The sequence below is a fragment of the Micromonospora okii genome, assembly GCF_020884795.1.
In the GTDB taxonomy this organism is placed as follows: domain Bacteria; phylum Actinomycetota; class Actinomycetes; order Mycobacteriales; family Micromonosporaceae; genus Micromonospora; species Micromonospora okii.
In genome coordinates this window covers 120,875-145,074 of record NZ_BBZF01000012.1, presented here as the reverse complement: position 1 = coordinate 145,074, position 24,200 = coordinate 120,875, and the positions used below count along the sequence as shown (strand labels likewise).

At 77.7% G+C, this 24,200-nt stretch carries 9 protein-coding genes; 4 read left to right on the top strand and 5 right to left on the bottom strand.

Annotated features, from left to right (window positions below; genetic code table 11):
* Both mhpA and LPU43_RS00660 read right to left on the bottom strand, forming a co-directional pair.
* Positions 1-1,345: bifunctional 3-(3-hydroxy-phenyl)propionate/3-hydroxycinnamic acid hydroxylase MhpA (gene mhpA / locus LPU43_RS00665; RefSeq protein WP_229397775.1), on the bottom strand; the 1,345-nt coding region annotated here is incomplete at its 3' end.
* A 34-nt stretch (positions 1,346-1,379) separates the two neighbouring features.
* Entirely contained in the window at positions 1,380-16,286 is a 14,907-nt protein-coding gene (locus LPU43_RS00660) for a type I polyketide synthase (RefSeq protein ID WP_229397774.1), read from the bottom strand.
* Between the two features lie 205 nt (positions 16,287-16,491).
* Between LPU43_RS00660 and LPU43_RS00655 the strand changes: the two genes are divergently transcribed.
* From LPU43_RS00655 to LPU43_RS00640, 4 genes are all read left to right on the top strand, one after another.
* Positions 16,492-17,370 (top strand): lantibiotic dehydratase C-terminal domain-containing protein, encoded by an 879-nt coding sequence (locus LPU43_RS00655; protein WP_229397772.1) that lies wholly within the window; start codon positions 16,492-16,494, stop codon positions 17,368-17,370.
* Complete coding sequence (locus LPU43_RS00650) at positions 17,348-18,385, top strand: 3-dehydroquinate synthase family protein (RefSeq protein ID WP_229397771.1); 1,038 nt, start codon at positions 17,348-17,350, stop codon at positions 18,383-18,385. Before LPU43_RS00655 ends, LPU43_RS00650 begins: the two co-directional genes overlap by 23 nt.
* Before the next feature lie 244 nt (positions 18,386-18,629).
* The gene (locus LPU43_RS00645; protein WP_229397769.1) at positions 18,630-19,364 is read left to right on the top strand and encodes a class I SAM-dependent methyltransferase; all 735 of its coding nucleotides are present in this window, start codon (positions 18,630-18,632) and stop codon (positions 19,362-19,364) included.
* Positions 19,365-19,528: 164 nt separating this feature from the next.
* The gene (locus LPU43_RS00640; protein WP_229397767.1) at positions 19,529-20,473 is read left to right on the top strand and encodes an aminoglycoside phosphotransferase family protein; all 945 of its coding nucleotides are present in this window, start codon (positions 19,529-19,531) and stop codon (positions 20,471-20,473) included.
* Between the two features lie 297 nt (positions 20,474-20,770).
* Here LPU43_RS00640 and LPU43_RS00635 read toward each other — a convergent pair whose 3' ends face one another.
* Genes LPU43_RS00635 through LPU43_RS00625 form a run of 3 tightly spaced genes read right to left on the bottom strand, consistent with a single transcriptional unit; the run spans position 20,771 to position 24,047 of the window.
* A complete protein-coding gene (locus LPU43_RS00635; RefSeq protein ID WP_229397765.1) occupies positions 20,771-21,607 on the bottom strand; it encodes an HAD-IA family hydrolase in 837 nt (278 codons plus the stop codon).
* Positions 21,608-21,645: 38 nt separating this feature from the next.
* A complete protein-coding gene (locus tag LPU43_RS00630) occupies positions 21,646-22,887 on the bottom strand; it encodes a Gfo/Idh/MocA family protein (RefSeq protein ID WP_229397763.1) in 1,242 nt (413 codons plus the stop codon).
* On the bottom strand, positions 22,884-24,047 hold the full coding sequence (locus LPU43_RS00625; RefSeq protein ID WP_229397761.1) for a DegT/DnrJ/EryC1/StrS family aminotransferase: 1,164 nt from the start codon (positions 24,045-24,047) through the stop codon (positions 22,884-22,886). The genes LPU43_RS00630 and LPU43_RS00625 overlap by 4 nt, the downstream gene beginning before the upstream one ends.
* Positions 24,048-24,200: the final 153 nt, after the last annotated feature.

The window sequence follows — 24,200 nt, the reverse complement described above, 5'->3', positions numbered from 1 at the left end:
CGTCGAGGAACGCCAGGGCTTCGGCGTCGAGCGCGGCGGCCGGGTCGGCGCGGGTGACCAGCACGAAGCCGGTGCCGACGACCTCGTCGAAGCGCCCCGACCGGCCGCCGGCCGTCACCCGCCCCTGGGGGGCGGGGTCACCGGCGTGGGGGGCGGGCGCGCCGTCGGCGTCGCGCCGCAGCACGCCGTCGACGATCGCCTCGCGCAGCGACCGGGCGTGCCGGGCCTGGGTGCGGCGGCGCAGCGCGGCCAGCATCACCGAGTCCCGGCCGGCGGCCTTCTTCGGGTCGGTCTCGCAGATCACCTTCCCCGAGTCGATGGACATGCGGATGGCGTGCTGCACGTGCGCCCGCCGCTCCACCTCGTACGTGTCGAGCAGCGCGTCGTCGGCCAGCCCCCGGCGCACCAGGTCCAGCTTCCAGGCCAGGTTGATCACGTCGCGGAAGCCCGAGCTCATGCCCTGTCCGAGGAAGGGGGGCATGACGTGGGCGGCGTCCCCGGCGAGGAACACCCGGCCGGAGCGCCACGTGTCGGCGTAGCAGGCCTGGGTGGTGTAGACGCCGTACCGGTCGAGGCGGGCGGTGTCCGGGGTGATGTCGAACAGGCCCAGCAGCCGCCAGACGCTGGCCTCGGTGCGGAACTCCTCCAGGGTCTCCCCCGGCACCCGCATGAACTCCCAGCGGCGGTGGTCGGGGCCGGCGGAGACGGCGGTGCGGGGCCGCGCCGGGTCGCAGACCTGGAGGTTGTTGGGCTTGAACTCGACCGGCTCGTTCAGCACCACGTCGCAGACCAGCCAGTCGTAGCCGAAGCCGAGGTCGGTGACGCCGGTGCCGAGCCAGCGGCGGACGAAGCTGTTCGCGCCGTCGCAGCCGAGCACCCAGCCGGCGGTCCAGGTGTGTCGCGTCCCGTCGGCGTCGACTCCGCCCACCTCGACCCGGTCGCCGTGGTCGGCGAGGTCGGTCACCTCGACGCCGCGCAGCACCTCCACGCCGGGCAGGGCGGCGCCGCGCTCGGCGAGCCGGGCCTCCAGGCCGGGCTGGTAGAAGGAGATGGAGTCGGGCCAGCCGTTCGGGCCGTCCTCGGCGACCCGGGCGTGCAGCAGGGTCCGCCCGAAGCCGTTCTTCCAGGTGTACTCGCCGGAGAGCTCGGTGACGTCGGCGAGGGCGTCGCCGAGCCGGCAGGCGGCGAGGATGCGGCTGGCCTCGCCGTCGTAGGAGACCGCGCGGGGCATCGTGTACGGGGTGGCCCACTTCTCCACCACCCGCACGGTGAAGCCCCGCTGGGCGAGGAGGATGGCCGCCACCTGGCCCACCGGGCCGTAGCCCACGATCAGTACGTCCGTCATCGCCGTTCCTCGCTCGTCCGCGTCGGGCCGGGCATCAGAGCCCGAGTTCCGTGTCGATCAGGCTGAAGATCTCGTCGTCGCTGGCCAGGTCGAGGTCCAGGTCGTCGTCGGTGGCGGACGCGCCGCGCATCGTCCGCCACTTGGCGACCAGCACCTCCAGCCGCGCCGCGACCTGGGTGTGCAGCTCCGCCTCGACGACCGTCTCGGCCATCGACCGTTCGAGGCTCTCCAGCTCGGCGAGGATCGGCGGGGCCGGCTCCCGGTCGTCCGGGGCGAGCTGGGCGCGCAGGAACTCGGCCAGCGCGGCCGGGTCCGGGTAGTCGAAGATCACCGTGGCGGGGAGCCGGTGCCCGGTCGCCTCGGCGAGCCGGTTGCGCAGCTCCACGGCGGTCAGCGAGTCGAAGCCGATCTCGTTGAACGCCTGCGTCGGGCCGACCGCGTCCGGGGTGGCGTGGCCGAGCACGGTGGCCGCCTCGGCGCGGACCAGGTCGAGCAGCAGGGCGGAGCGCTGCGTCGCGGTGAGCGCCCCGAGCCGCCCGGCGAGGTCACGGCCCCCGGCGGGCGTCTCGGCGCGGGCCCGGGGCCGCCGCGACCGGACCAGGCCGCGCATCAGCGCCGGCACGGCGTCCCGGCCGGCGAGGGCGGCCACGTCGATGCGGGTGGGCACGAGGTGCTCCTCGCAGGCGGCCAGCCCGGCGTCGAACAGCGCCATGCCGAGGTCGGACGGCAGGGCGAGCTGGCCGTCGCGGGCGGTGATCCGGGGGTCGGCCCGGTCCAGCCCGGCGGTCATGGCGCTGGCCTGTTCCCACAGGCCCCACGCGTACGACTGGGCGGGCAGGCCCGCGCCGCGCCGCCGCCTGGCGAGGGCGTCGAGCCACGCGTTGGCGGCGGCGTAGTTGCCCTGACCGGGGACGCCGAACACCCCCGCGCCGGAGGAGAAGAGCACGAACCCGGCGAGGTCGAGGTGGCGGGTCAGCTCGTCGAGGTGCCGGGCGGCGTCCACCTTGGGCGCGAAGACGGCGTCGAACCGTTCGGGGGTGAGCGCGGTGACCACGCCGTCGTCGAGCACCCCGGCGAGGTGCACCACGGCGGTGAGCGGATGCTCCGGCGGCACGGCGGCGAGCAGCCGGGCCACGGCGTCGCGGTCGGCCACGTCGGCGGCGGCCACGGTGACGGTCGCACCGAGGGCGGTCAGCTCGCCGACCAGCTCGGCCGCGCCGGGCGCGTCGGGGCCGCTGCGGCTGGCCAGCAGCAGGTGCCGGACCCCGTGACCGGTGACGAGGCGGCGGGCGGCCAACCCGCCGAGCAGGCCCGTGCCGCCGGTGACCAGGACGGTGCCGTCGGGGTCCCACCCGGCCGGCACAGTGAGCACCACCTTGCCGACGTGCCGGGCCTGGCTGACGTACCGGAAGGCGTCGGGGGCCTGCCGGACGTCCCAGGCGCGCACCGGCAGCGGGGTGAGCGCCCCGGCCGCGAAGAGGCCCGTCAGCGTGACCAGCATCCGCTGGACGTGGTCGGGGTCCAGGGTGGTCAGGTCGTACGCCCGGTAGGCGACGCCGGGGTGGTCGGCGGCGACCCGGTCGGGGTCGCGCAGGTCCGTCTTGCCCACCTCGACGAACCGGCCGCCACGCGGCAGCAGCCGCAGCGAGGCGTCGACGAACTCCCGGGCGAGGGAGTTGAGCACCACGTCCACGCCGCGCCCGCCGCTGGTGGCGAGGACGTGCGACTCGAAGTCGAGGGTGCGCGACGAGGCGAGGTGGCTGTCGGGCACGCCCATCGCCCGCAGGGCGGGCCACTTGGCGGGGCTGGCGGTGGCGTACACCTCGGCCCCGAGGTGGCGGGCGAGCTGCACGGCGGCCATGCCGACGCCGCCGGCGCCCGCGTGCACCAGCACGGACTCCCCGGCCCGCAGCCCGGCCAGGTCCACCAGCCCGTGGTAGGCGGTGAGGAACACCACCGGCATCGACGCGGCCTGGGCGAACGTCCAGTCGGCGGGCACCGGGACGAGCAGCCGGCGGTCGGTGACCGCGACCGGGCCGAGGCAGCCGGCGAAGACGCCGAGCACCCGGTCACCGGGGCGCAGGTCGGTGACCTCCGCGCCGACCTCGGCGACCACGCCGGCCGCCTCGCCGCCGGGCGGCCCGGGGTCGCCCGGGTAGAGGCCGAGGGCGTTGAGCACGTCGCGGAAGTTGAGGCCGGCCGCCCGGACCCGGACCCGGACCTCGCGCGGGCCGAGCGGCACGTCGGCGGCGTCGCAGGCGGTGAGGGCGAGGCCCTCCAGCCGGCCCCGCGTCGGGACGTCGAGCCGCCAGGCCGCCGCGCCGGCCGGCGGGGCGAGCGTCGCGGCCTCGGCGCGGCGGGCCAGCCGGGGGGCGTACGGAGTGCCGCCGCGCAGCGCCACCTGCGGTTCCCCGGCGGCCAGCACGACGGCCAGCTCCTCGGCGGTGGGCGGGGCGTCGGCGTCGAGCAGGACGAACCGGTCGGGGTGCTCGGACTGGGCGGAGCGGACCAGGCCCCAGGCGGTGGCGGCGTCGGGGTCGTCGACCTCGGCGGGGCTGTGCACGCCGACCGCGCCCCGGGTGAGCAGGACCAGCGGGGTGGCCGCCCAGCGGGGATCGGCGAGCCAGCCCTGGACCAGGGCGAGCGCCTCGGCGGCGACTGCCCGCGCCCGGTCGCCGCCCGACCCGCCGTGGCCGGGGCCGGCCGCCGGGTGGGCGGGACCGGTCACCTGGGCGGCATAGTTGGCCGCCGGGTCGGCGGAACCGGTCGCCGGGTCGGCGGGGCCGGCGGCCAGGTTCGGCGGGGCGGGCGGGTCGGCGTCGGGCGCGCCGAGGGGGGCGAGCACGGCGTCGGGCGGGGGCGCGCCGCCGTCGACCGCGCGGGCGAGCGCGGCCGGGTCGGCGTGGCGCGGGAATGCGCCGACGGCCCGGCCGAGCGCGACGACCCGGAGCCCGGCGGCGGGCTCCGGCGCGGCCACCGGCTGCCAGTCGAGCCGGAACAGCGCGTCGTCGACGGCGTCGTCCCGGCCGCCCAGCTCGGCGCGCGGGATCGGGCGCAGGGCCAGCGACGCGACCTCGGCGACCGGGGCGCCGGTGGCGTCGGCGACGGTCAGCGCGATCGTGTGCGGGGCGACCCGGGCGAGGCGGACCCGCAGCGCGTGCGCCCCGGCGGCGTGCAGGGCCACGCCGTTCCAGGCGAACGGCAGCAGCAGCTTCTCCGGCCCGGCGTCGCCGACGCCGCCGAAGTGCGCGGCGTGCAGGGCGGCGTCGAACAGGGCCGGGTGCAGGCCGTACCGATCGGCGTCGGCGCGCTGCGCGGCGGGCAGCTCCACCTCGGCGTACACGTCGTCGCCGGCCGTCCAGACGGCGCGCAGGCCCTGGAACGCGGGCCCGTAGCCGTACCCGTCGGCGGCCAGCCCGGCGTAGAACCCGTCGAGGTCGACGGCCCTGGCGTCGCGCGGCGGCCAGGCGGTGAGCCCCGGCGGCGGGGCGGGCTGCTCCGGGGAGAGGGTGGCCGTGGCGTGCCGGATCCACGGCGCGCCGGGCGGGGCGGCGGCGGGCCGGGAGTGCACGGTGACCGGCCGACGGCCGTCGTCGGCGGCGGAGGCCACCGCCACCTGCACCTGGGTCTCACCGTTGGCCGACAGCGCGAGGGGGGACTCGATGACCAGCTCGTCGAGGACGGGGCAGCCGACCTCGTCGCCGGCGCGCAGGCACAGCTCGACCAGGCCGGTGCCGGGCACCAGCACGGACCCGCCGACGGCGTGGTCGGCGAGCCAGGCGGGGCTGGCGGCGGCGAGCCGGCCGGTGAACAGGTGCCCGCCCGCCCCGGCGAGCGCCACGGACGCGCCGAGCAGCGGGTGCCCGGCGGCGTCCAGGCCGGCCGCGCCGACGTCGCCGGGGCCGGTGCGGGGGCGGGGCCAGAAGCGGCGGTGCGCGAACGCGTACGTGGGCAGGTCGACCCGCCGGCCGCCGGCCAGGGCGGGCCGCCAGTCCACGGCGACGCCGCGCACGTGGAGCTGGGCGGCGGAGAGCAGGAAGCGGCCCCGGTCGCCCTGGTCGCGCTGCACCGAGCCGACCACCGTGACCGGGCCGTCGTGCTCGGCGAGGGTCTCGGTGATGCCGACGGTGAGCACCGGGTGGGGGCTGCACTCGACGTACGTGTCGTGGCCCTGCGCGGCCAGCGCCCGGACCGCCCGCTCCAGCTCGACGGGCCGGCGCAGGTTGCGGTACCAGTAGTCGGCGTCCATCTCGGGGCCGTCGAGCCAGCGCAGGTCGGTGGTGGAGTACAGCGGCACGGCGGCCGGGCCGGGGGCGATCCCCGCGAGGGCCTCGGCCAGCTCGGCGCGGATGAGTTCCACCTGGGCCGAGTGGGAGGCGTAGTCCACCGCGATCCGGCGGACGCGGGCCTGGGTGTCGGCCAGCTCGGCGAGGAGCTCCTCGACGGCGGCCGGCTCGCCGGAGACGACCACGGCGGCCGGGCCGTTGACGGCGGCCACGGCCAGCCGGTCGCCGTGGCGGGCGACCCGCTCGCGGACCACCTCGGCGGGCAGCGCCACGGACGCCATCGCGCCTGTCCCGGCCAGGGACGACCGGATCGCGCGGCTGCGCAGCGCCACCACCCGGGCGGCGTCGGGCAGGGAGAGCACCCCGGCGACGCAGGCGGCGGCGATCTCGCCCTGCGAGTGGCCGACCACGGCGGCGGGCTGCACGCCGTAGGAGCGCCACAGCTCCGCCAGCGACACCATCACCGCGAAGAGGGCGGGCTGCACCACGTCGACCTGGTCGAGGCCGGGCGCGCCGGGGGCCTGGCGCAGCACGTCCAGCAGCGACCAGTTCAGGTACGGCCGCAGCGCCGCGTCGCAGGCGGCCATCCGCTCGGCGAAGACGGGGGCCTGGTCGAGCAGTTCGAGCCCCATGCCGACCCACTGGGAGCCCTGGCCGGGAAAGACGAACACCACCCCGCCGGTGGGCGCGGCGTCGCCGCGGACCAGTTCGGGGGCGGGGCGGCCCTCGGCGAGCGCGTCGAGGGCGGCGGCGATCCGGTCCGGGTCGGCGGCCACCAGCACCGCGCGGGAGTCGAACGCGGCCCGGGTGCCGGCCAGCGACCAGGCCACGTCGATCCGGCGCTGGTCGGGGCGGTCGGCGAGGTGGGCGCGCAGCCTGCGGGCCTGCCCGGCGAGCGCCTCCGGGGTGCGCGCGGAGAGCAGCCAGGGCAGGGCGTCGGGGCCGGCGGGCGGCTCGGTCGTCCCGGCTACGGCCACGGCGGCTGCGGCCTCGGCGGGGCCGGTCCCGGCCGGGTCGGCCTCGGCGGGGGCGGCTGCGGTCAGGGCGGCCTCGGCGGGGGCGGCCTCGATGATGGCGTGGGCGTTGGTGCCGCTGATGCCGAAGGACGACACGCCGGCCCGGGCGGGGCGGTCCGCGCGGGGCCACGGGCGGGGCTCGGTGAGCAGCTCCACCGAGCCGGCGTCCCAGTCGACGCGGGAGGTGCGCCGCGCGGCGTGCAGGGTGCGCGGCAGCCGGCCGTGCCGCATGGCGAGGACCATCTTGAGCACCCCGGCGACGCCGGCGGCGGCCTGGGTGTGCCCGAGGTTCGACTTCACGGAGCCGAGCAGCAGCGGCGGGGCCTGCGCGGGCCGCCGGCCGTACGTGGCGAGGATCGCCTCGGCCTCGATCGGGTCGCCGAGCGGGGTGCCGGTGCCGTGGGCCTCGACGGCGTCCACGTCGCCCGCGTCGAGCCCGGCGGCGGCCAGGGCGGCCCGGATCACCCGCTCCTGGGAGGGCCCGTTCGGGGCGGTCAGCCCGTTGGACGCACCGTCGGAGTTGACCGCCGTGCCGCGCACCAGCGCGAGCACGGGGTGGCCCCGGCGGCGGGCGTCGGAGAGGCGCTCCACCACGAGGACGCCGACGCCCTCGGACATGCCGAACCCGTCGGCGTCCTCGGCGAACGCCTTGCACCTGCCGTCGGCGGCGAGCCCGCGCTGACGGCTGAACCCGGTCAGCCCGGCGGGGCTGGACAGCACCGACACGCCGCCGGCCAGGGCCAGGTCGCAGTCGCCGGAGCGGAGCGCCTGCACGGCCAGGTGCAGCGCCACCAGGGACGCCGAGCAGGCGGTGTCGACGGTGACCGCCGGCCCCTCCAGCCCGAGCGTGTACGCGACGCGGCCGGAGAGGACGCTGGCGGCGGTGCCGGTGAGCAGGTGCCCCTCGTCGGCGGTGGTCTCCCCGTCGTCGGAGGCGACGCCGGGGGCGATCATCTCGGCGTAGTCCTGCCCGTGGGTGCCGGCGAAGACGCCGGTGCGGCTGCCGCGCAGCGTGCCCGGGTCGAGGCCGGCGCGCTCCAGGGCCTCCCAGCAGGTCTCCAGCAGCAGCCGGTGCTGCGGGTCCATGGCGAGGGCCTCGCGGGGGCTGATGCCGAAGAACGCCGCGTCGAAGTCGGCGATGCCGGTGAGAAACCCGCCCGAGCGCACGTACGTGCGGCCCGGGGTGCCGGGGACCGGGTCGTAGAGGTCGGGCCAGCCCCGGTCGGTGGGCAGGTCGCCGATGACGTCCCCGCCGTCGTCGAGGAGCCGCCACAGCGCCTCCGGGGTGTCGACCCCGCCGGGGAAGCGGCAGGCCAGGGCGACGATCGCGACGGGCTCGTCGGCGGCGACGGTGGCGGCGTCGGCGACCTCGGCGGCGGCGGTGCCGAGCAGCCGGGCGTGCAGGTGCGCGGCGAGCAGCTCCGGGGTGGGGTGGTTGAACACGGCGTGCGGGGCGAGCCGGACGCCGGTGACGGCGGTGAGCCGGTTGCTCAGCTCCACCGCCGTCAGCGAGTCGAAGCCGAGGTCCTTGAACGGGCGGCGCGGCTCGACCTGCTCCCCGCCGGCGTGCCCGAGGACGACGGCGCAGCGGGCGCGGACCAGCTCCAGCAGCAGGGCGGCCCGCTCCGGCTCGCCGAGGCCGGCGAGGCGGTCGGCGAAGCCGGCGGCGGCGGGCGCGGGGTCGGCGTTGACGGCCCGCCGGGGCGGCGGGGGCAGCAGCGCCCGCAGCAGGGCGGGCACCTCGCCGGTGGCGCGGACGGCGGCCAGGTCCAGCCCGATCGGCACCAGCGCGGGCCGGTCGGCGTGCAGGGCTGCGTCGAGCAGGGCCAGGCCGGCGGCGGTGTCCAGGGGGCGGGTGCCGCCCCGGGCGAGGCGGGCCAGGTCGGCGGGGGCGAGCCGGCCGGCCATCCCGTCCGCCTCGGCCCACAGGCCCCAGGCCAGGGCGATGCCGGGCAGGCCGTGGTCGCGGCGGTGCGCGGCGAGCGCGTCGAGGAACGCGTTGCCGGCGGCGTAGTTGCCCTGCCCCGGGCTGCCGAACGTGGCCGCCGCCGAGGAGAAGAGCACGAACGCGGCGAGGTCGAGGCCGGCGGTCAGCTCGTGCAGGTGCCACGCGCCGTGCACCTTGGCCCGCAGGGCCCGCTCCCACCGGGCCGCGTCGAGGCCGGTGAGCAGGGCGTCGTCGGTGACCCCGGCGGCGTGCACCACGGCGACCAGGCGGTCGGCCAGCGGGGCGACCACCTCGGCGAGGGCGGCCCGGTCGGCGACGTCGGCGGCGACCACCCGGACGGTCACCCCGGCGTCGGTGAGGGCGGTCATCCAGTCGGCGTGCCGGCCGGCGCGGCCGAGCAGCACCAGTTCGGTGACGCCGTGGACGGTGGCGAGGTGGGTGGCGACGTGCCGGCCGACCCCGCCGGTGCCGCCGGTGACCAGCACCGTGCCGCCGGCCAGCGCCGGCAGCGGCGTGCCCGCGCCCGGGTGCTCGACCGGGCGGAGGCGGGGCAGCAGGGCGCGGCCGTCGCGGACGGCGACCTCCGGCTCGTCGGCGGTGGCGGCCAGGGCCGCGCGCACCGTGGCGTCGTCGCCCGCGTCGAGGCGCAGCAGCAGGAACCGGTCGGGGTGCTCGGCGGCGGCGACCCGGGCCAGCCCGCCGACGGGGGCGTGCACGGGGTCGCCGTCGCGGACAGCGAGGGCCAGCCGGGTGGTCTCCGCGCGGGGGTCGGCCAGCCAGCGCTGGAGCACGCCGAGGGTGGCGAGGCCGACGGCGTGCGCCCGGTCGGGCACCGGCGCGTCGGGGTCGCCGTCGCCGACCCGGAGCACGAGCAGCGGCGGCAGCGGGCCCTCCGGGGGCGCGCCGTCGGCGAGCGTCCAGGCGGGCACCGGGGTCGCGGGGGCGGTCGCGGGGAGCCAGTCGACCGCGTACAGGCCGGCCGGGGCGGGTTCGGCGGTCGGCTGCGGGCCGTCGGCCGCGACGGCCCGCAGCACCACCCGCTCCACGTCGAGCACGGGGGCCCCGGCGTCGTCGACGGCGCTGAGGGTCACCGCGTCCGCCCCGGCGGGGGCGAGGCTGACCCGCAGCGCGTGCGCGCCGGTGGCGTGCAGGCGCACCCCGGCCCAGTCGACGGCCGCCGGCCGGGCGGCGGGCGCGGCGCGGTCGCCGGTCGGCGCGTCCGCGTCGGCGTCGGCGTCGGCGTCGGCCGGAAGCTCGGTGGGGGGCTCGGTGGGGGTGAAGTCGGCCAGCGGGAGCAGGCGCAGGGCCGCGTCCAGCACCAGCGGGTGCACCCCGTACCGCTCGGCGTCGGCGTCGCGGGCGTCCTCCGGCAGGCGTACGTCGACGAAGAGCCGGTCCCCCGCGACCCACGCGGCGCGGGCCAGCTCCCCCGCGAGCGCCCGGCGGTGCGGGGTGTCCAGGTCGACGGGGCGGGCCCCGGCGGGCGGCCACGCCGCGACGGCGGCCGGGATGGCGGGCGGGTCGGCCGGGGCGAGGACGGCCTCGGCGACCTCCCGCCACGGCTCCCCCTCGGCGGTACGGACGTGGCAGCGCGCCGTGCGGCGCAGGTGCTCGTCCGGCGCGGCGACGGTGACCTGCACGTCGAGGGCCAGCTCGGCGGCCAGCGGCACCTGTCGGGGGACGCTCAGCCGCTCCACCGTGGACAGACCGAGCAGCCCGCCGAGGTGGGCGAGCACGTCGAGCAGGGCGGTGGCGGGCAGCAGCGCGGGCCCGGCGTCGCCGGGAGCGGCCAGCCACGGGTGGGTGGCCGCCGCGAGGCGGCCGGTGCAGACGACCTGCCCGGTGCCGGCGACCGGCAGCACCGCGCCGAGCAGCGGGTGCCCGGCGTCGGCCAGCCCCACGTCGGTGGGGCCGCCGGCCACCGCCGAGTACGGCAGCCAGTAGTGCCGCCGCTGGAAGGCGTACGTGGGCAGGTCCACCCGGCGGCGCGGGCCGGGGCCGGCGAGGGCGGCGGCGTCCACCGGCACGCCCCGGGTGTGCAGCCGCGCCACGGCGGTCAGCAGCGCCTCGGGCTCGTCGTCGACGCCCCGCACGGCGGGGACGAACGCCGCCTCCCCGCCGGTGGCGGCGAGGCAGTCCTGGGCCATCGCGGTGAGCACGCCGCCGGGGCCGATCTCCAGGAAGGTGGTCGCCCCCTGGTCGTGCAGGGCGCGCATCCCGTCGAGGAAGCGGACGGTGGCCCGCGCGTGCGCCACCCAGTGCTCGGGCGAGCGGAGCCGGGCCGGGTCGACCGGCGCGCCGGTCAGCGTGGACACCACCGGCAGGTGCGGGGTGCGGTAGGTGAGACCGGCGGCCACGGCGCGGAACGCGTCGAGCATCGGCTCCATGCGCGGCGAGTGGAACGCGTGCGACACCCGCAGCCGGCTGGTGCGCCGGCCGGCGGCGCGCAGGGTCGCCGCGACGCCGAGGACGGCGTCGGTGTCGCCGGAGAGGACCACGCTGGTCGGCCCGTTGACGGCCGCGAGCCCGACCCGGTCGGTGAGGTGCCCCTCCACCTCGGCCTCGGCGGCCTCGACGGCGACCATCGCGCCCCCGTCGGGCAGCTCCTGCATCAGCCGGGCCCGCGCGGCGACCAGCGCCGCCGCGTCGGCGAGGGAGAGGACCCCGGCGACGTGCGCGGCGGCCAGCTCGCCGACGGAGTGGCCGAGCACCACGTCGGGGCGCACGCCCCACGACTCCAGCAGCCGGTACAGGGCCACCTCGAAGGCGAACAGGGCCGGCTGGGTGTAGAGCGTCCGGTCGAGCAGCCCGGCCGGTTCGTCGCCCGGCTCGGCGGTGGCGACGTCGGCGACGGGGAGCGGGGCGTGGCCGGCGAGGCAGCGGTCCAGCTCCGCGCAGGCCGCGTCGAACGCGCCGGCGAAGACGGGGTACGCCGCGCGCAGCCCCCGCCCCATCCCGGGCCGCTGGCCCCCCTGCCCTCCGAAGAGGAGGGCGAGCCGGCCCTCGGCGACCCGCCCGGTCAGCACGCCGGGGGTGTCGGGGTCGGCGTCGCCCCGGGTCAGCGCGGTCAGCCCGGCCCGGGCGGCGGCCGGGTCGCCGGCCAGCACCACGGCCCGGTGTTCCAGGGCGGCGCGGGTGGTGGCCAGCGCGTGCCCGACGTCGGCCGGGTCGGCGTGCGCGCCCGGCCCGTCGAGCCAGGCCAGCAGGCGGGCCGCCTGGTCGCGCAGCGCCTCGCCGGTGGCGGCGGAGAGGGCCCACGGCACGGGCAGCCGAGGACCGCCGGCCGCCGTCCCCTCGATCGGGGCGTCAGCGGGAGCGGGGTCCGGCGGGGGTGCCTCGACGATGACGTGCGCGTTGGTGCCGCTGATGCCGAACGACGAGACGCCGGCCCGGCGGGGGCGGCCCGCCTGCGGCCACCGGCGGGCCTCGGTGAGCAGCTCCACCGCGCCGGCCGACCAGTCCACCTCGGACGTGGGGGCGTCGACGTGCAGGGTGGCCGGCAGCGTCCCGTGCCGCATGGCGAGGACCATCTTGATCACCCCGGCGGCCCCGGCGGCGGCCTGGGTGTGACCGAGGTTCGACTTCAGCGAGCCCAGCAGCAGCGGCTCGGCGGCGCCGCGCCCCGCCCCGTACGTGGCGAGCAGCGCCTGCGCCTCGATCGGGTCGCCCAGCGAGGTGCCGGTGCCGTGCGCCTCGACGGCGTCCACGTCGGCGGCGGTGAGCCCGGCGGCGGCCAGCGCCCGGCGGATCACCCGCTCCTGGGCGGGCCCGCTCGGGGCGGTCAGCCCGTTGGACGCGCCGTCGGAGTTGACGGCGCTGCCCCGCACCACGGCGAGGACCGGGTGGCCGTTGCGGCGGGCGTCGGAGAGCCGTTCCAGCAGCAGCACGGCGACGCCCTCGGACCAGCCGGTGCCGTCGGCGGCCTCGGCGAACGCCTTGCACCGGCCGTCGGGGGCGAGCCCGCGCTGCCGGCTGAACTCGACGAACGCCTGCGGGGTGCCCATCACGGCGACGCCGCCGGCCACCGCGAGGGAGCAGTCCCCCGACCGCAGCGCCTGGGCGGCCAGGTGCAGCGACACCAGCGACGACGAGCAGGCGGTGTCGACGGTGACCGCCGGCCCCTCCAGCCCGAGCGCGTACGCGACCCGCCCCGAGACCACGCTGCCCGCCGTGCCGACGCCGAGGTAACCCTCGGTGCCGGGCGGGGCCTGGCGCAGGTTGGCCGCGTAGTCGTGGTGCATGACGCCGGTGAACACGCCGGTGGCGCTGCCGCGCAGCGAGGTGGGGTCGATGCCGGCCCGCTCGAACAGCTCCCAGGAGGTCTCCAGCAGCAGCCGCTGCTGCGGGTCCATGGCGAGGGCCTCGCGGGGGCTGATCGCGAACAGGGTGGCGTCGAAGTCCGCCGCGTCGGGCAGGAAGCCACCCACCCGCACGTACGAGGTGCCGGGCTGGTCGGGGTCGTCGGAGAAGAGGTGCCCGAGGTCCCAGCCCCGGTCGGTGGGGAACCCGGTGAGCCCCTCCCGGCCGGCGGCGACCAGGTCCCACAGCTCCTCGGGGGAGGCGACCCCGCCGGGCAGCCGGCAGGCCATCGCGACGACGGCCACCGGGTCGTCCGCCGTGGACGCCCCCGACGGCGCGGCCGGGGCGGTCGCGGGGTCCGGGGCCGCGCCGCGCAGCCGGGCGGCCAGGTGCCGGGCGAGGGCGTCGGGGCTCGGGTGGTCGAACGCGGCGGTGGCGGGCAGCCGTACCCCGGTGGCACGGGCCAGCCGGTCGCGCAACGCGACCGCGCCGACGGAGGTGAAGCCCAGTTCCTTGAACGCGCGGCCCGCCGGGACCGCCGCCGGGCCGGGCAGGCCGGCCACCTCGGCGGTGGCGGCGCGGACCAGGTCGAGCAGGAGCCGGTCCCCCTCGGCGGTGGTCGCCCCGGCGAGCCGGCGGCGCAGCGCCTCGGGCTCGCCGTCGTCGGCGGCGACCGCGCGGGCGGGCGCGCGCCAGGCGGGGTGTCCCGCGCCGGCCCGGTCGGCCGGGGCGGCGAGCAGCACGAGGTCGTCGCCGTCGTGCGCGACGTCGAACGCGGCGAGGTCGACGCGCTCCGCCCCGGGCCCGCCGGTGCCGATCAGCCGGGCGGGCAGGCCGGCCGCGCGGCGGCGGGCGACCAGGGTGTGCAGGGCGTCGACGGCCACGGCGGCGGCCTCCCGGCCGGCCGCGCCGAGCAGCAGCTCCGCCGGGACGAGGACGGTGAACGCCGTGGCGGCGGCGTGCCGGGTCCGGGCGTCCAGGGCCTCGGCGAGGGCGAGCAGCCGGGCGACGCCGGCCGGGTCGGCGAGGTCCGCGTCGGACGGGCAGAGGAAGGCCGCGCCGACGGGCTCGCCGGGCAGCACGGCGGCCGTGGCCGGGACCACGGCGGCCTCCGCGCCGGCGGCGGCGAGGTCGGCAACCAGGTCGGCCGGGCCGGCGTGGACCAGCCGCAGCCGGCGGGCGCCGTGCGCGGCGACCAGGTGCCGGGCCAGCGCCGCCCCGGTCGCCGTGTCCGCCCCGGTCAGCACGGCCGGGGCGGCCGGGTCGACGACCGTCGCCGGCACCGCGGGCGGGCGGGCGGGGACCGGCGCGGGGGCCGGGTGCCGGGCCGCGCCCGCGCGCAGCGCGACCTGCGCGGCGCCCGCGTCCACGGCGGCCGGCAGCAGGGCCGGGGAGGCCGCGTCGCCGTCGGCGTCGACCAGCACGATCCGATCCGGGTACGCCGCCTGGAGGCAGCGGCCCACCGCCCACACCTGCGCGGCGGCGGGGGCGAGGTCGGGGTCGTCGGCCCGCTCCGGGGTGGACGCGTCCACGGCGCCGGTGGTCAGCAGCACCAGCCGGGAAGCGGCGAACCGCTCGTCGTCCAGCCAGCCCCGCAGTTGCCCGGCGAGGCCGGGCGGGTCGGCGGCACCGGTGGCGAGCACCGTCACGTCGGGCACGTCCGGGTCGGCGCGCAGCGCGGCGAGGTCCGGGTGGGCCCGGAGGTCCGCCGAGGCCGCGCGCAGCGGCCCCACCAGCGCCTCGCCGCCCGCGCCGACGAGCGCGAAGCGGCGGGCCGGCGGCACGGCGGCCAGGTCCAGCGACCGCCAGGCGACCCGGCTCAGCGCGTCGTGGTGGCCGCCGTTGACCGCCCGCAGCCGGGCCGGCCGCGCCAGCAGCAGCCGGCGGGTGACCTTGCCGGAGGCGGTGCGCGGCACCTGCCCGATCTCGTACAGCGCGGCGGGGACCTTGTAGTAGGAGAGCCGCTCCCGGCAGGCCGCGTACGCGGCGGCGGGGTCGAAGCCCTCCGGCCCGGCGACCACGAACGCCACCGGCACCTCGCCGAGCACCTCGTGCGGGCGGCCGGTGACCGCCACGTCGGCGACGCCGGGCACCGAGCGCAGCGCCTCCTCCACCTCGGCCGGATGGATCTTCTCCCCGCCGCGGATGATCAACTCCTGGTGCCGGCCGGTGACGAAGAGGTTCCCGTCGGCGTCGCGGCGGGCCAGGTCGCCCGTGCGGTACCAGCCGTCGCGCAGCGCGGCGGCGGTGACTTCGGGCAGGCCGTGGTAGCCGAGCATCACGCTCGGGCCGCGTACCCACACCTCACCCTCGGCCCCGGTCGCCACGTCCAGGCCGGTCTGCGGGCTGACCAGGCGCACGTCGACACCCGGCACGGGCCGGCCGCAGGAGCCCTCGACGCGCGGCAGGTCCGGCCGGGTGACGGCGATCGAACCGCAGGTCTCGGTGCTGCCGTACGCGTCGAGCAGCGGCGCGTCGAAGACCTCGTCGAACGCGCGACGCAGCGCGCCCGTGGTGATCGCCCCACCGACCAGGCACACCCGCAGCGCCGGGGCGCGGAAGCCGCTGTCCCGGGCGGCGGCGACCAGGTGGTGGTACAGGGCCGGCACCCCGGCCAGCACGGTCGCCGAGTCCTCGGCGACGGCGCGCAGCACGTCGTCGGCGGAGAGGCCGTCGACGAGCCGGGCGGTGGCCCCCACGGCGGTGACACTGAGCACGCAGCCGATGTGGGAGAGGCTGTGGAACAGCGGCAGCGGCCAGACCACCCGGTCGTCGGGGGTCAGCCCGGGGATCGGCACGTAGCAGGAGGCGACCGACCACAGGCAGGTGCGCTGGGTGGAGAGCACGCCCTTGGGCCGGCCGGTGGTGCCGGAGGTGTAGAGCATCCAGGCGACCTCGTCGAGGCCCAGGTCGTCGCGGGCGGCCACGCCTGGCTCCGCGTCGACCAGCTCCGCCCAGGCCGCGACCCCGTCCGGGGCCGGGGCGTCCCCGGTCACCCAGACTCGCAGGCCGGGCCGGTCGGCGCGCAGCCGCAGCGCCTGGTCGAGGTGCTCCGGGTCGGTGACGACCAGCACCGCGCCGGAGTCGTCGAGCAGGTGCGCCAGCTCCGCGTCGGTGCTGCGCGGGTTCAGCGGCACGCCCACGGCGGCGGCCCGGGTCACGGCCAGCCACGTCTCCACCGTCTCCACCCGGTTGCCCAGGCAGAAGGCGACCCGTTCGCCCCGGCCGACCCCCGCCGCCGCCAGGTGCCCGGCCAGCCGTCCGGTGCGCGCCCACAGGTCGGCGTACCCGACGGCGCGGCGGTCGTCGCGGAACGCGACCTTGTCCCCGAACGCCTCGGCGTGGGCCCTCAGCAGACCGGGCAACGGCTGGACCAGGTCACTCCGAAGCATGTCACCATCCGTCCGTCGGCGAGTCCCATCCGCGGCGTAGACCTCGCTCGCCGTAACGGCACAAGTGTTCCGAGCCCCCTGCCGGCGACCTACCCCTGTCACACCCCTAAGTCGTCCCCAGTTCCGGCCGCCGGGCGACCGGCGCGACCTGCGGTGGGGGCCATGATGGGGGCCGCCCCCACCCCCCGCCCCGTCAGCAGCCGAGGTGCCGTCGTTGGAACGCTCGTGGTTGTTCGCCCGCCTGGCCGTGCCGGCCGGCGAGCCCCGGGCCGCCGAGCTGATCGGCACGGTGGTCGCCGGGGCGGTCGCCGCGACCCGCTGGGCCGACCCCGGCGCGTCCTGGTTCTTCGACCGGTACGCCTGCCCCGCCGGGCCCCGGCTCCGCCTCGGCTTCCACGCCACCGGCCCCGGCCTGGACGAGGTACGCCGGCGGCTGCCCACCGACGACGGGGCCGCCGTCGACCCGTACCCGGTCCGGGACGCCGCCCGGGGCGGGCCGCTGGCGCACGCGGGCAGCGACCTGGCCCTGGCCCTGCTCGGCGGCGACGCGCCCCGGCCGGCCGGGGCGGAGCTGTCGTTGGCCGTGGCGCACCTGCGGCACCTGACCGGGCTGGTCCCGGCCGCCGACCGGCCGGCCTTCCTCTTCCTGCACTGGCAGGAACGCGGCGCGCTGCTCACCGGCGCCCAACGGCGGGACCTGGCCGCGCGGGCGGACGCCGGGGCGGAGCGGATCGTGTTGGCGGCCGGCGACCTGCCGCCGGCCGGGGAGGCGACGCTCGACTGGGCCCGATACCTCGACCGGGTGGCCGCCGTGGCCGCCCACGAGCAGGCGGCGACGCCGACGGGTTTCCTGCTGGCGCACCACGCCCAGCTCACCCACCAGCGGTGGGGCATCACCCCGGACGTCGACGCGCTGGCCGCACTGGCGCTACGCCTGTCGATGACCCGCGACCGCCGGCCCGCCACGCCGCTCCCCACCCCGCCGGCCCCCGCTTCCTCGGTCGTTGTCCCGCCGGCCACCGCCCCGCCAGTACCCGCTCCGTCGAGGAGGCCGCAGGCTCATGCGCCCGTCCCCACCACCTGACCCCAGCCCCGCCGCCGACCCGGCCCGGATCGAGGTGGCGCTCGGCGAGCGGGCGTACCCGGTGCTGATCGGCCCCGGCGTGCGCCACCGGCTGCCGGCGGAGATCGCCCGGGTCGGCGCGCGGCGGGTCGTGGTGGTCTCGGCCCGGCCGCCCGAGTGGACGCCCGACCCGGGCGTGCCGCACCGGGTGGTGCCGGCCCGCGACGGCGAGCACGACAAGACCCTCGCCACGGTGGAGCGGCTCTGCCGCGCGTTCGCCGACTTCGGGCTGACCCGCACCGACGCGGTGGTCTCCTGCGGCGGCGGCACCACCACCGACGTGGTGGGCCTGGCCGCCGGCCTCTACCACCGGGGGATCGCCGTGATCCACCTGCCGACCACCCTGCTCGCCCAGGTCGACGCCAGCGTCGGCGGCAAGACGGCGGTCAACCTGCAGGAGGGCAAGAACCTGGTCGGCGTGTACTGGCAGCCCCGCGCGGTGCTCTGCGACACCGAGCACCTGACGACGCTGCCGGAGCGGGAGCGACGCAACGGGTACGGGGAAATCGCGCGGGCGCACTTCATCGGCGCGGGCGACCTACGCGGCCGGCCGGTCGCCGAGCAGATCGCCGCCTGCGTGGCGCTCAAGGCGCGGGTGGTCGCCGCCGACGAGCGCGACTCCGGCCTGCGGCACATCCTCAACTACGGCCACACCCTCGGGCACGCGCTGGAGGTCGCCACCGGCTTCCGGCTCCGGCACGGCGAGGCGGTCGGCGTCGGCACGGCCTTCGCGGGCCGCCTGGCGGGCCTCCTGGGCCGCATCGACCCGGCCCGGGTCGCGGAGCACCACGAGGTGGTCACCGGCTACGGCCTGGACCCGACGCTCCCCTCCGACGTGGACCACGACGAGCTGATCGCCCTCATGCGCCGCGACAAGAAGGCGACGTCGGGCCTCTCCTTCGTCCTCGACGGCCCGACGGGCCCGGAGCTGGTCCCGGACGTCCCGGAGCCCACCGTCCGCACCGCCCTTGTGTAAGGAAGGGCCCCTTGTTAACGCATTCGGTTGTACAGGGGCCCCCTCCTAACACTCCCCGCTCCCCCCACGAGTGCGCCTGCGCGTCACCCCTGATGGCTGGGCAATCTTGGTACGAAACGGCCCTCAGGGGCGGTTTCGTACCAAGATTTACCGGCGGCGGACGGCCACGCACGCCTCCGAATCGATGGCATCGGTAGGAGGAAATGAGTTGACCTTCCGCGTCCCGTCCGGCGATCGTCGGCTCATGCGACAGGATGACCTCTGGGACGCCGGTGCCGCCCAGCGCTACGACACCCCGGGCACCGGCATGTTCGCCCCCGAGGTGCTGGGGCCGACCGTGGATCGGCTCGCCGCGCTCGCCGGAGGAGGGCCGGCTCTGGAGTTCGCCGTCGGGACCGGGCGCGTGGCCGTCCCGCTCGCCCAGCGCGGCGTGCGGGTCACCGGCATCGAGCTGTCCACCGCGATGCTCGACAGGCTGCGCACGAAGGCGGACGAGGCGACGATCCCCGTGGTCGTCGGTGACATGGCCACCGCCGTCGCCCCCGGCACGTACGCGCTGGTCTACCTCGTCTACAACACGATCGCCAACCTGCTCACCCAGGCCGAGCAGGTCGCCTGCTTCCGCAACGCCGCCCGCCACCTCGGCCCCGGCGGCCGGTTCGTGATCGAGCTGTGGGTGCCGGAGCTGCGCCAACTCCCGCCGGGCCGGCAGGCCACGGTCTGGCAGTGCGAGCCCGGCTACATCGGCCTCGACACCTACGACGTACTGCACCAGCACGTCGTGTCGCACCACTTCAACTTCGGCGAGGGCACCGAGGCCCGGTTGTTCCGCACTCCGCACCGCTACATCTGGCCGGCCGAGCTCGACCTGATGGCGCAACTGGCCGGCTTCGCGCTGGAGTCCCGGCACGGGGACTGGGCCGGCACCGAGTTCACCGCCGAGTCACGGTCCCACGTGTCCGTGTACCGGCTGCCCTAACCACCGCGACACCACACGATTCCGCGTAGAGGCCCTCTCACGGCGAGAGCCGCAGAAAGATGTGGTCGGAGCGCCTTGACCGCCGTACCGCTGTGGGATGTGCTCGTGCCGATCTCACGTTCGAACCCCACGCCCTGGAACGGCTGTCAGACAAGGACGTCCCGATGAGCGATGTTCCGCAGCTCGGTCCGGTCCCCCAGCGCATTCCCGTCGACGCGGAGCTGGTCAGTCGGCTCGTCGCCGAACAGTTCCCACAGTGGGCGGGCCTCCCGGTGCGGCCCGTGAACGACGGCGGCTGGGACAACTGGACCTTCCACCTCGGCTCCGGGATGTCGGTCCGCATGCCGAGTGCCTCCGAGTACGCCCTGGCGGTCGACAAGGAGCACCGGTGGCTGCCGGCGCTGGCCCCCCGGCTCCCGCTCCCCGTCCCCACCCCGCTGGCAAAGGGTGCACCCGGCGGGGGCTACCCCTTCTCGTGGTCGGTCTACTCGTGGCTGGACGGTGAGCCCGCGAGCCCAAGCCGTATCGCCGACCCCGTCCGGTTCGCCGTCGACCTGGCAGAGTTCCTGTCGGCCCTGCACGGCATCGATCCCACCGACGGTCCGCGCCCCGGGCTGCACAACTGGTACCGGGGCGGCTCGCTGCGCACCTACGACGAGAAAGCGCGTAGCGCGCTCGCGGCGTTGACCGGCCGCGTCGACGTGGACCTGGCCGCCGAGATCTGGACGACGGCGCTCGACGCGCGCTGGGACGGCACGGAAACCTGGTTCCACGGCGACGTCGCCCAGGGAAACCTCCTGCTCAACGGGGGGAGCTTGGCCGCCGTCATCGACTTCGGCACCTGCGGCGTCGGCGATCCCGCCTGTGACCTCGCCGTCGCCTGGACGGTGCTGACCGCCGACGGTCGGCGGGCGTTCCGGGAGCGGCTGTCCCCGGGCGAGGAGACCTGGGCGCGGGGGCGCGGCTGGGGCCTGTGGAAGACGCTCGTCACCTGCGCCCGCGCCGCGGAGAGGGCCGACGAGCAGGCCGCGACCGCACACCGCGTCCTCGACGAGATCTTCGCCGAGTACGCGGCGGCGGACCGCCGAGGGCCAACATCGGAGCAGTAGGTTGAGCGGGTGGGTGACCACCTGAGGCCACGGACAGCCGGGAGGCCGGGGTGCGCCTCGCCGAGTGCGGGGAGTCGGCGGCGGGCGCGGTGCCCCGTTCGTGCGGGCAGCTCCATCAGGGCCGGAACCGAGCAACCCGGCCCGGGCGAATCGCCCACGACCACCGACTCAGGCGCAGCCATTGACGCCGCAGCCCCCGGGATCGGGCGCGATCGTGCGCGCCCGGCCGCTCCGTCCATCGTCAGGGCCGCGGTCGGTGTCGGTGGATGGCGACCGCGATCGGCCGCGCGGCGCAGGTCAGGGGGTCAGGGTCGCCGGGCAGTGGGCCAGCAGGTCGGTCGGGGTGTGCGCGACCACGTCCGGTCCGGCAGCCAGCAGGGCGGCCACGTCGCCGCCGTGCCAGGTGGTGGCGGCCGTGGCGGCACCGGCCTCCCGGCCGCTGAGCAGGTCGATCACCGCGTCACCGACCATCATGGCCTGCGCCGGCGGCACGTCCAGGTGGCCGAGGGCCTGGAGGACGATGTCCGGGGCGGGCTTCGGGCGGGCCACCTCGTCGGAGCCGATCACCCGGTCGAACAGGCCCAGCACGCCGAGCGTGTCGAGCAGGGAGCGGGCGCGGGGGCCGCTCTTGCCGGTAGCGATCGCCGTACGGATGCCCCGGGCGCGCAGTTCCTCCAGGGTCTCCCGGACGCCGGGGAAGAGCGGCACGAGGTGGGCCATCCGGTAGCTCTCCCGGACGAACGGCTCCTCCATCGCCAGGGGCAGCCCCATCAGCCGCATGATGTCGGGGAAGTACCGCCCCATGTGCTGGTTGTACTCCTCGAACGGCGCGGGCCCGCCGCCCACCACCTCGGCGTACGCGATGCTGAACGCCTCGCGCATGACGGCCGAGCTGTCGACCACGACCCCGTCGAGGTCGAACACGACCGCCCGGATCGGACCCCGTGCGGCCTGCGGCGCGAGCACCACGTCGACCGGCGGCGCGAGACGCGCGTCGCCCGGCAGGACGGCCACGCCGACCGGCGGCGCGAGCGGCGCACCGGCCGGCAGGACGGCCACGCCGACCGGCGACGCCAGCGGCGCGTCGATGGGCGGCGGAAGGACAGCGTCGACGGTGGACGGTGGTTGGCTCATGGCTGCTCTCCGGAAGCGAGTGAGGTCGCCGGTGGTTCTCACCGGTCGCGTTGGCCCGCCAGCGCGTGCTCCCGCCCCGGCGCGCCTGCCCGGGCGGAGCGGTAGATCCGTTCGATGACGTCGATGGTCCGGCGCGCCTCGGCGACGGCGGCGCCCCGGCTGGCCGGGTCGGCGAGCAGGCCGGGCAGGGCGTCGAGCTGGTGGTCGTACTCGGTGCCGATCGGCTCGGCGGGCAGCGGCAGCCGGACGGTCTCCCCGTCGCGGGTGCGGGTGAGCACCGGCGTCGGCTCCCGGTTCGGGCTGAACCCGAACGTGCAGCGCAGGGTGGCCGACCCGGCCGCGCCCTGCACGGTGATCGTAGTGCGGTCGAGGGCCTCGTGGGAGGCCCAGCAGGCGTGCAGGGCGACCGAGGCCCCGCCGTCGGTGAGCAGGAACCCCCGGGCGGTGTCCTCGACGTCGCCGACCGACGTGCCGACCGACGTGCCGATCGACGCGCCGACCGACGTGCCCGACCCGGCCACGCCGACCAGACCAGCCGCGCCGACCGAACCGGCCACGCCGGCCGTGCCGCGCCAGGCGGCGTGGGCGGCGGTGTCGTTGACGAAGTCGTCGGAGACGCTGCCGACGGCGTGGGTGACCCGGGTCGCCGGGCCGAGCAGCGGCAGCACCGTGTCGAGCAGGTGCCAGCCGAGGTCGACGAGCGCGCCGCCGCCGGAGAGGTCCCGGCGGGTGAACCAGCCGCCCGCGTCGGGCACCCCCCGGGCGCGTACCCAGGCGACGTCGACGTGCCGGATCGGGCCGAGCCCGCCGGCCGCGTCGGCGAGCGCGCGCACGTCGGCCCGCCAGCGGGCGGCGCTGCCGGCGAGCAGCACCGCGCCGCCGTCGCGCTCCGCGTCGGCGAGCAGTGCGGCCTCGGCGGAGCTGAGGCAGACGGGCTTCTCCAGGAACACCGGTACGCCCCGGCGCAGCAGCCTGGCGGCGACGGCGGCGTGCAGGTGGTTGGGGACGGCCACCACCACCAGGTCGGCCGCGTCGGCGGGCAGGTCGTCGGTGTCGGCGTACGCGAGGGGCACCGCGTGGGTGGCGCGGACGGCCTCCCGGACGGCCGGTTGCGGGTCGACCAGGGCCGTCACCTCGAAGGCCGGGTGCGCGGCGAGCCGGGGCAGCCAGATCTCCCGCCCGGCCCAGCCGAGGCCGGCCACCGCGACCCGGACCGGACGGCCGGGCGGTGCGGCTCCGGCCGGGCGACCGGGCGCGGTGGCCGGCGGCGGGGTGGTCATCCGGCGAGGACGTCGGCCAGCACGGCGGCGATGTCGTGCATCTGCTGCTCGGTGCCGAGCAGGGTGCGGTGGTGCAGCCAGACGCAGTCGGAGTGGATCCGCTCGACGTTGGGGCAGCGGGCGGCGATCGCCTCGACGGTCTCGTCGGGGGCGCCGGCCTTCCAGAAGCCCTCGCACCGGTAGATGGCCCGGAACGCGACGAACGCCGGGACGCCCCGGGCGATGAGCGCGTCGACCACGGCGCGGCGGCGCTCCATGGTGATCCCGGGAACCCGGAACATGGCCATGTAGTGCGGGTTGCGGTCGCCGCGCTCGTCGCGGCCCTGCGGGACCACCCCGGGAATCTCGGCGAGCAGGCCGGCCAGCAGCGGCCAGCGCTGCTCGCGTACGGCGATCTGCTCGTCCAGGCGGGCGAGCTGGGCGCGCAGGACGGCGGCGGTGAACTCGTTCATCCGGTAGTTGGAGCCGGTGGTGCGGTGCAGGTAGTCCCGGTCCGTGCGCGGCCGGCCGCAGCTGTGGGCGAGGAACGCCCGCTCGCGGGTCTCCGCGTCGGGGAAGGTCACCGCGCCGCCCTCGCCGGCGGTCATGAGCTTGCCGTTCTGGAAGCTGAACGCGGCGACGGAGCCGAGCGCGCCGGCCCGCCGGCCCTGCCACTGCGCGCCGTGGGCGTGCGCGGCGTCCTGGAGCAGCGCCACGCCCGCGTCGGCGGCGATCTTGTCGAGGGCGTCCATGTCGGCGAACTGGCCGGCCATGTGCACGGGCATGATGACCCGGGTGCGGTCGGTCACGGCGGCGGCGGTGGCGGCCGGGTCGATGCAGTAGGTGTCGAGGTCGACGTCGACCGGGATCGCGGTCGCGCCGAGGCGCTGCGCGGCCAGCGACGACGAGATGAACGTGAAGGCGGGCACGATGACCTCGGTGCCGGGGCCGACCCCGAGCACCTCGAGGGCGACCTCCAGGGCGTGGGTGCCGTTGGTGACGGCCAGGGCGTGGGGGGTGCCGTGGTACGCCCCGAACTCCGCCTCGAACGTGTCGACCTCACTGCCGCCCATGCGCCACCACTGGCCCTGGTCGAGGGCGCGGATCAGGCCGGCGCGCTCCTCGTCGCCGAACTGCGGCCACTCGGGGAACTCCGACACCGTCGGCGGCTGACCACTCATGACTTCCCACTTCCCTGTCCAGGAGGACCAGCGGTTGCCCGCCCGTCCCGCGTCGGCGCGGCGCGCGGCGTCATCGGCTCGCGGTGGACGCTAACCGAACCGAAGGGCCGCTCACGTCCCCTAGCAGCCCCTACCCACCCCTTAGTTCGCACA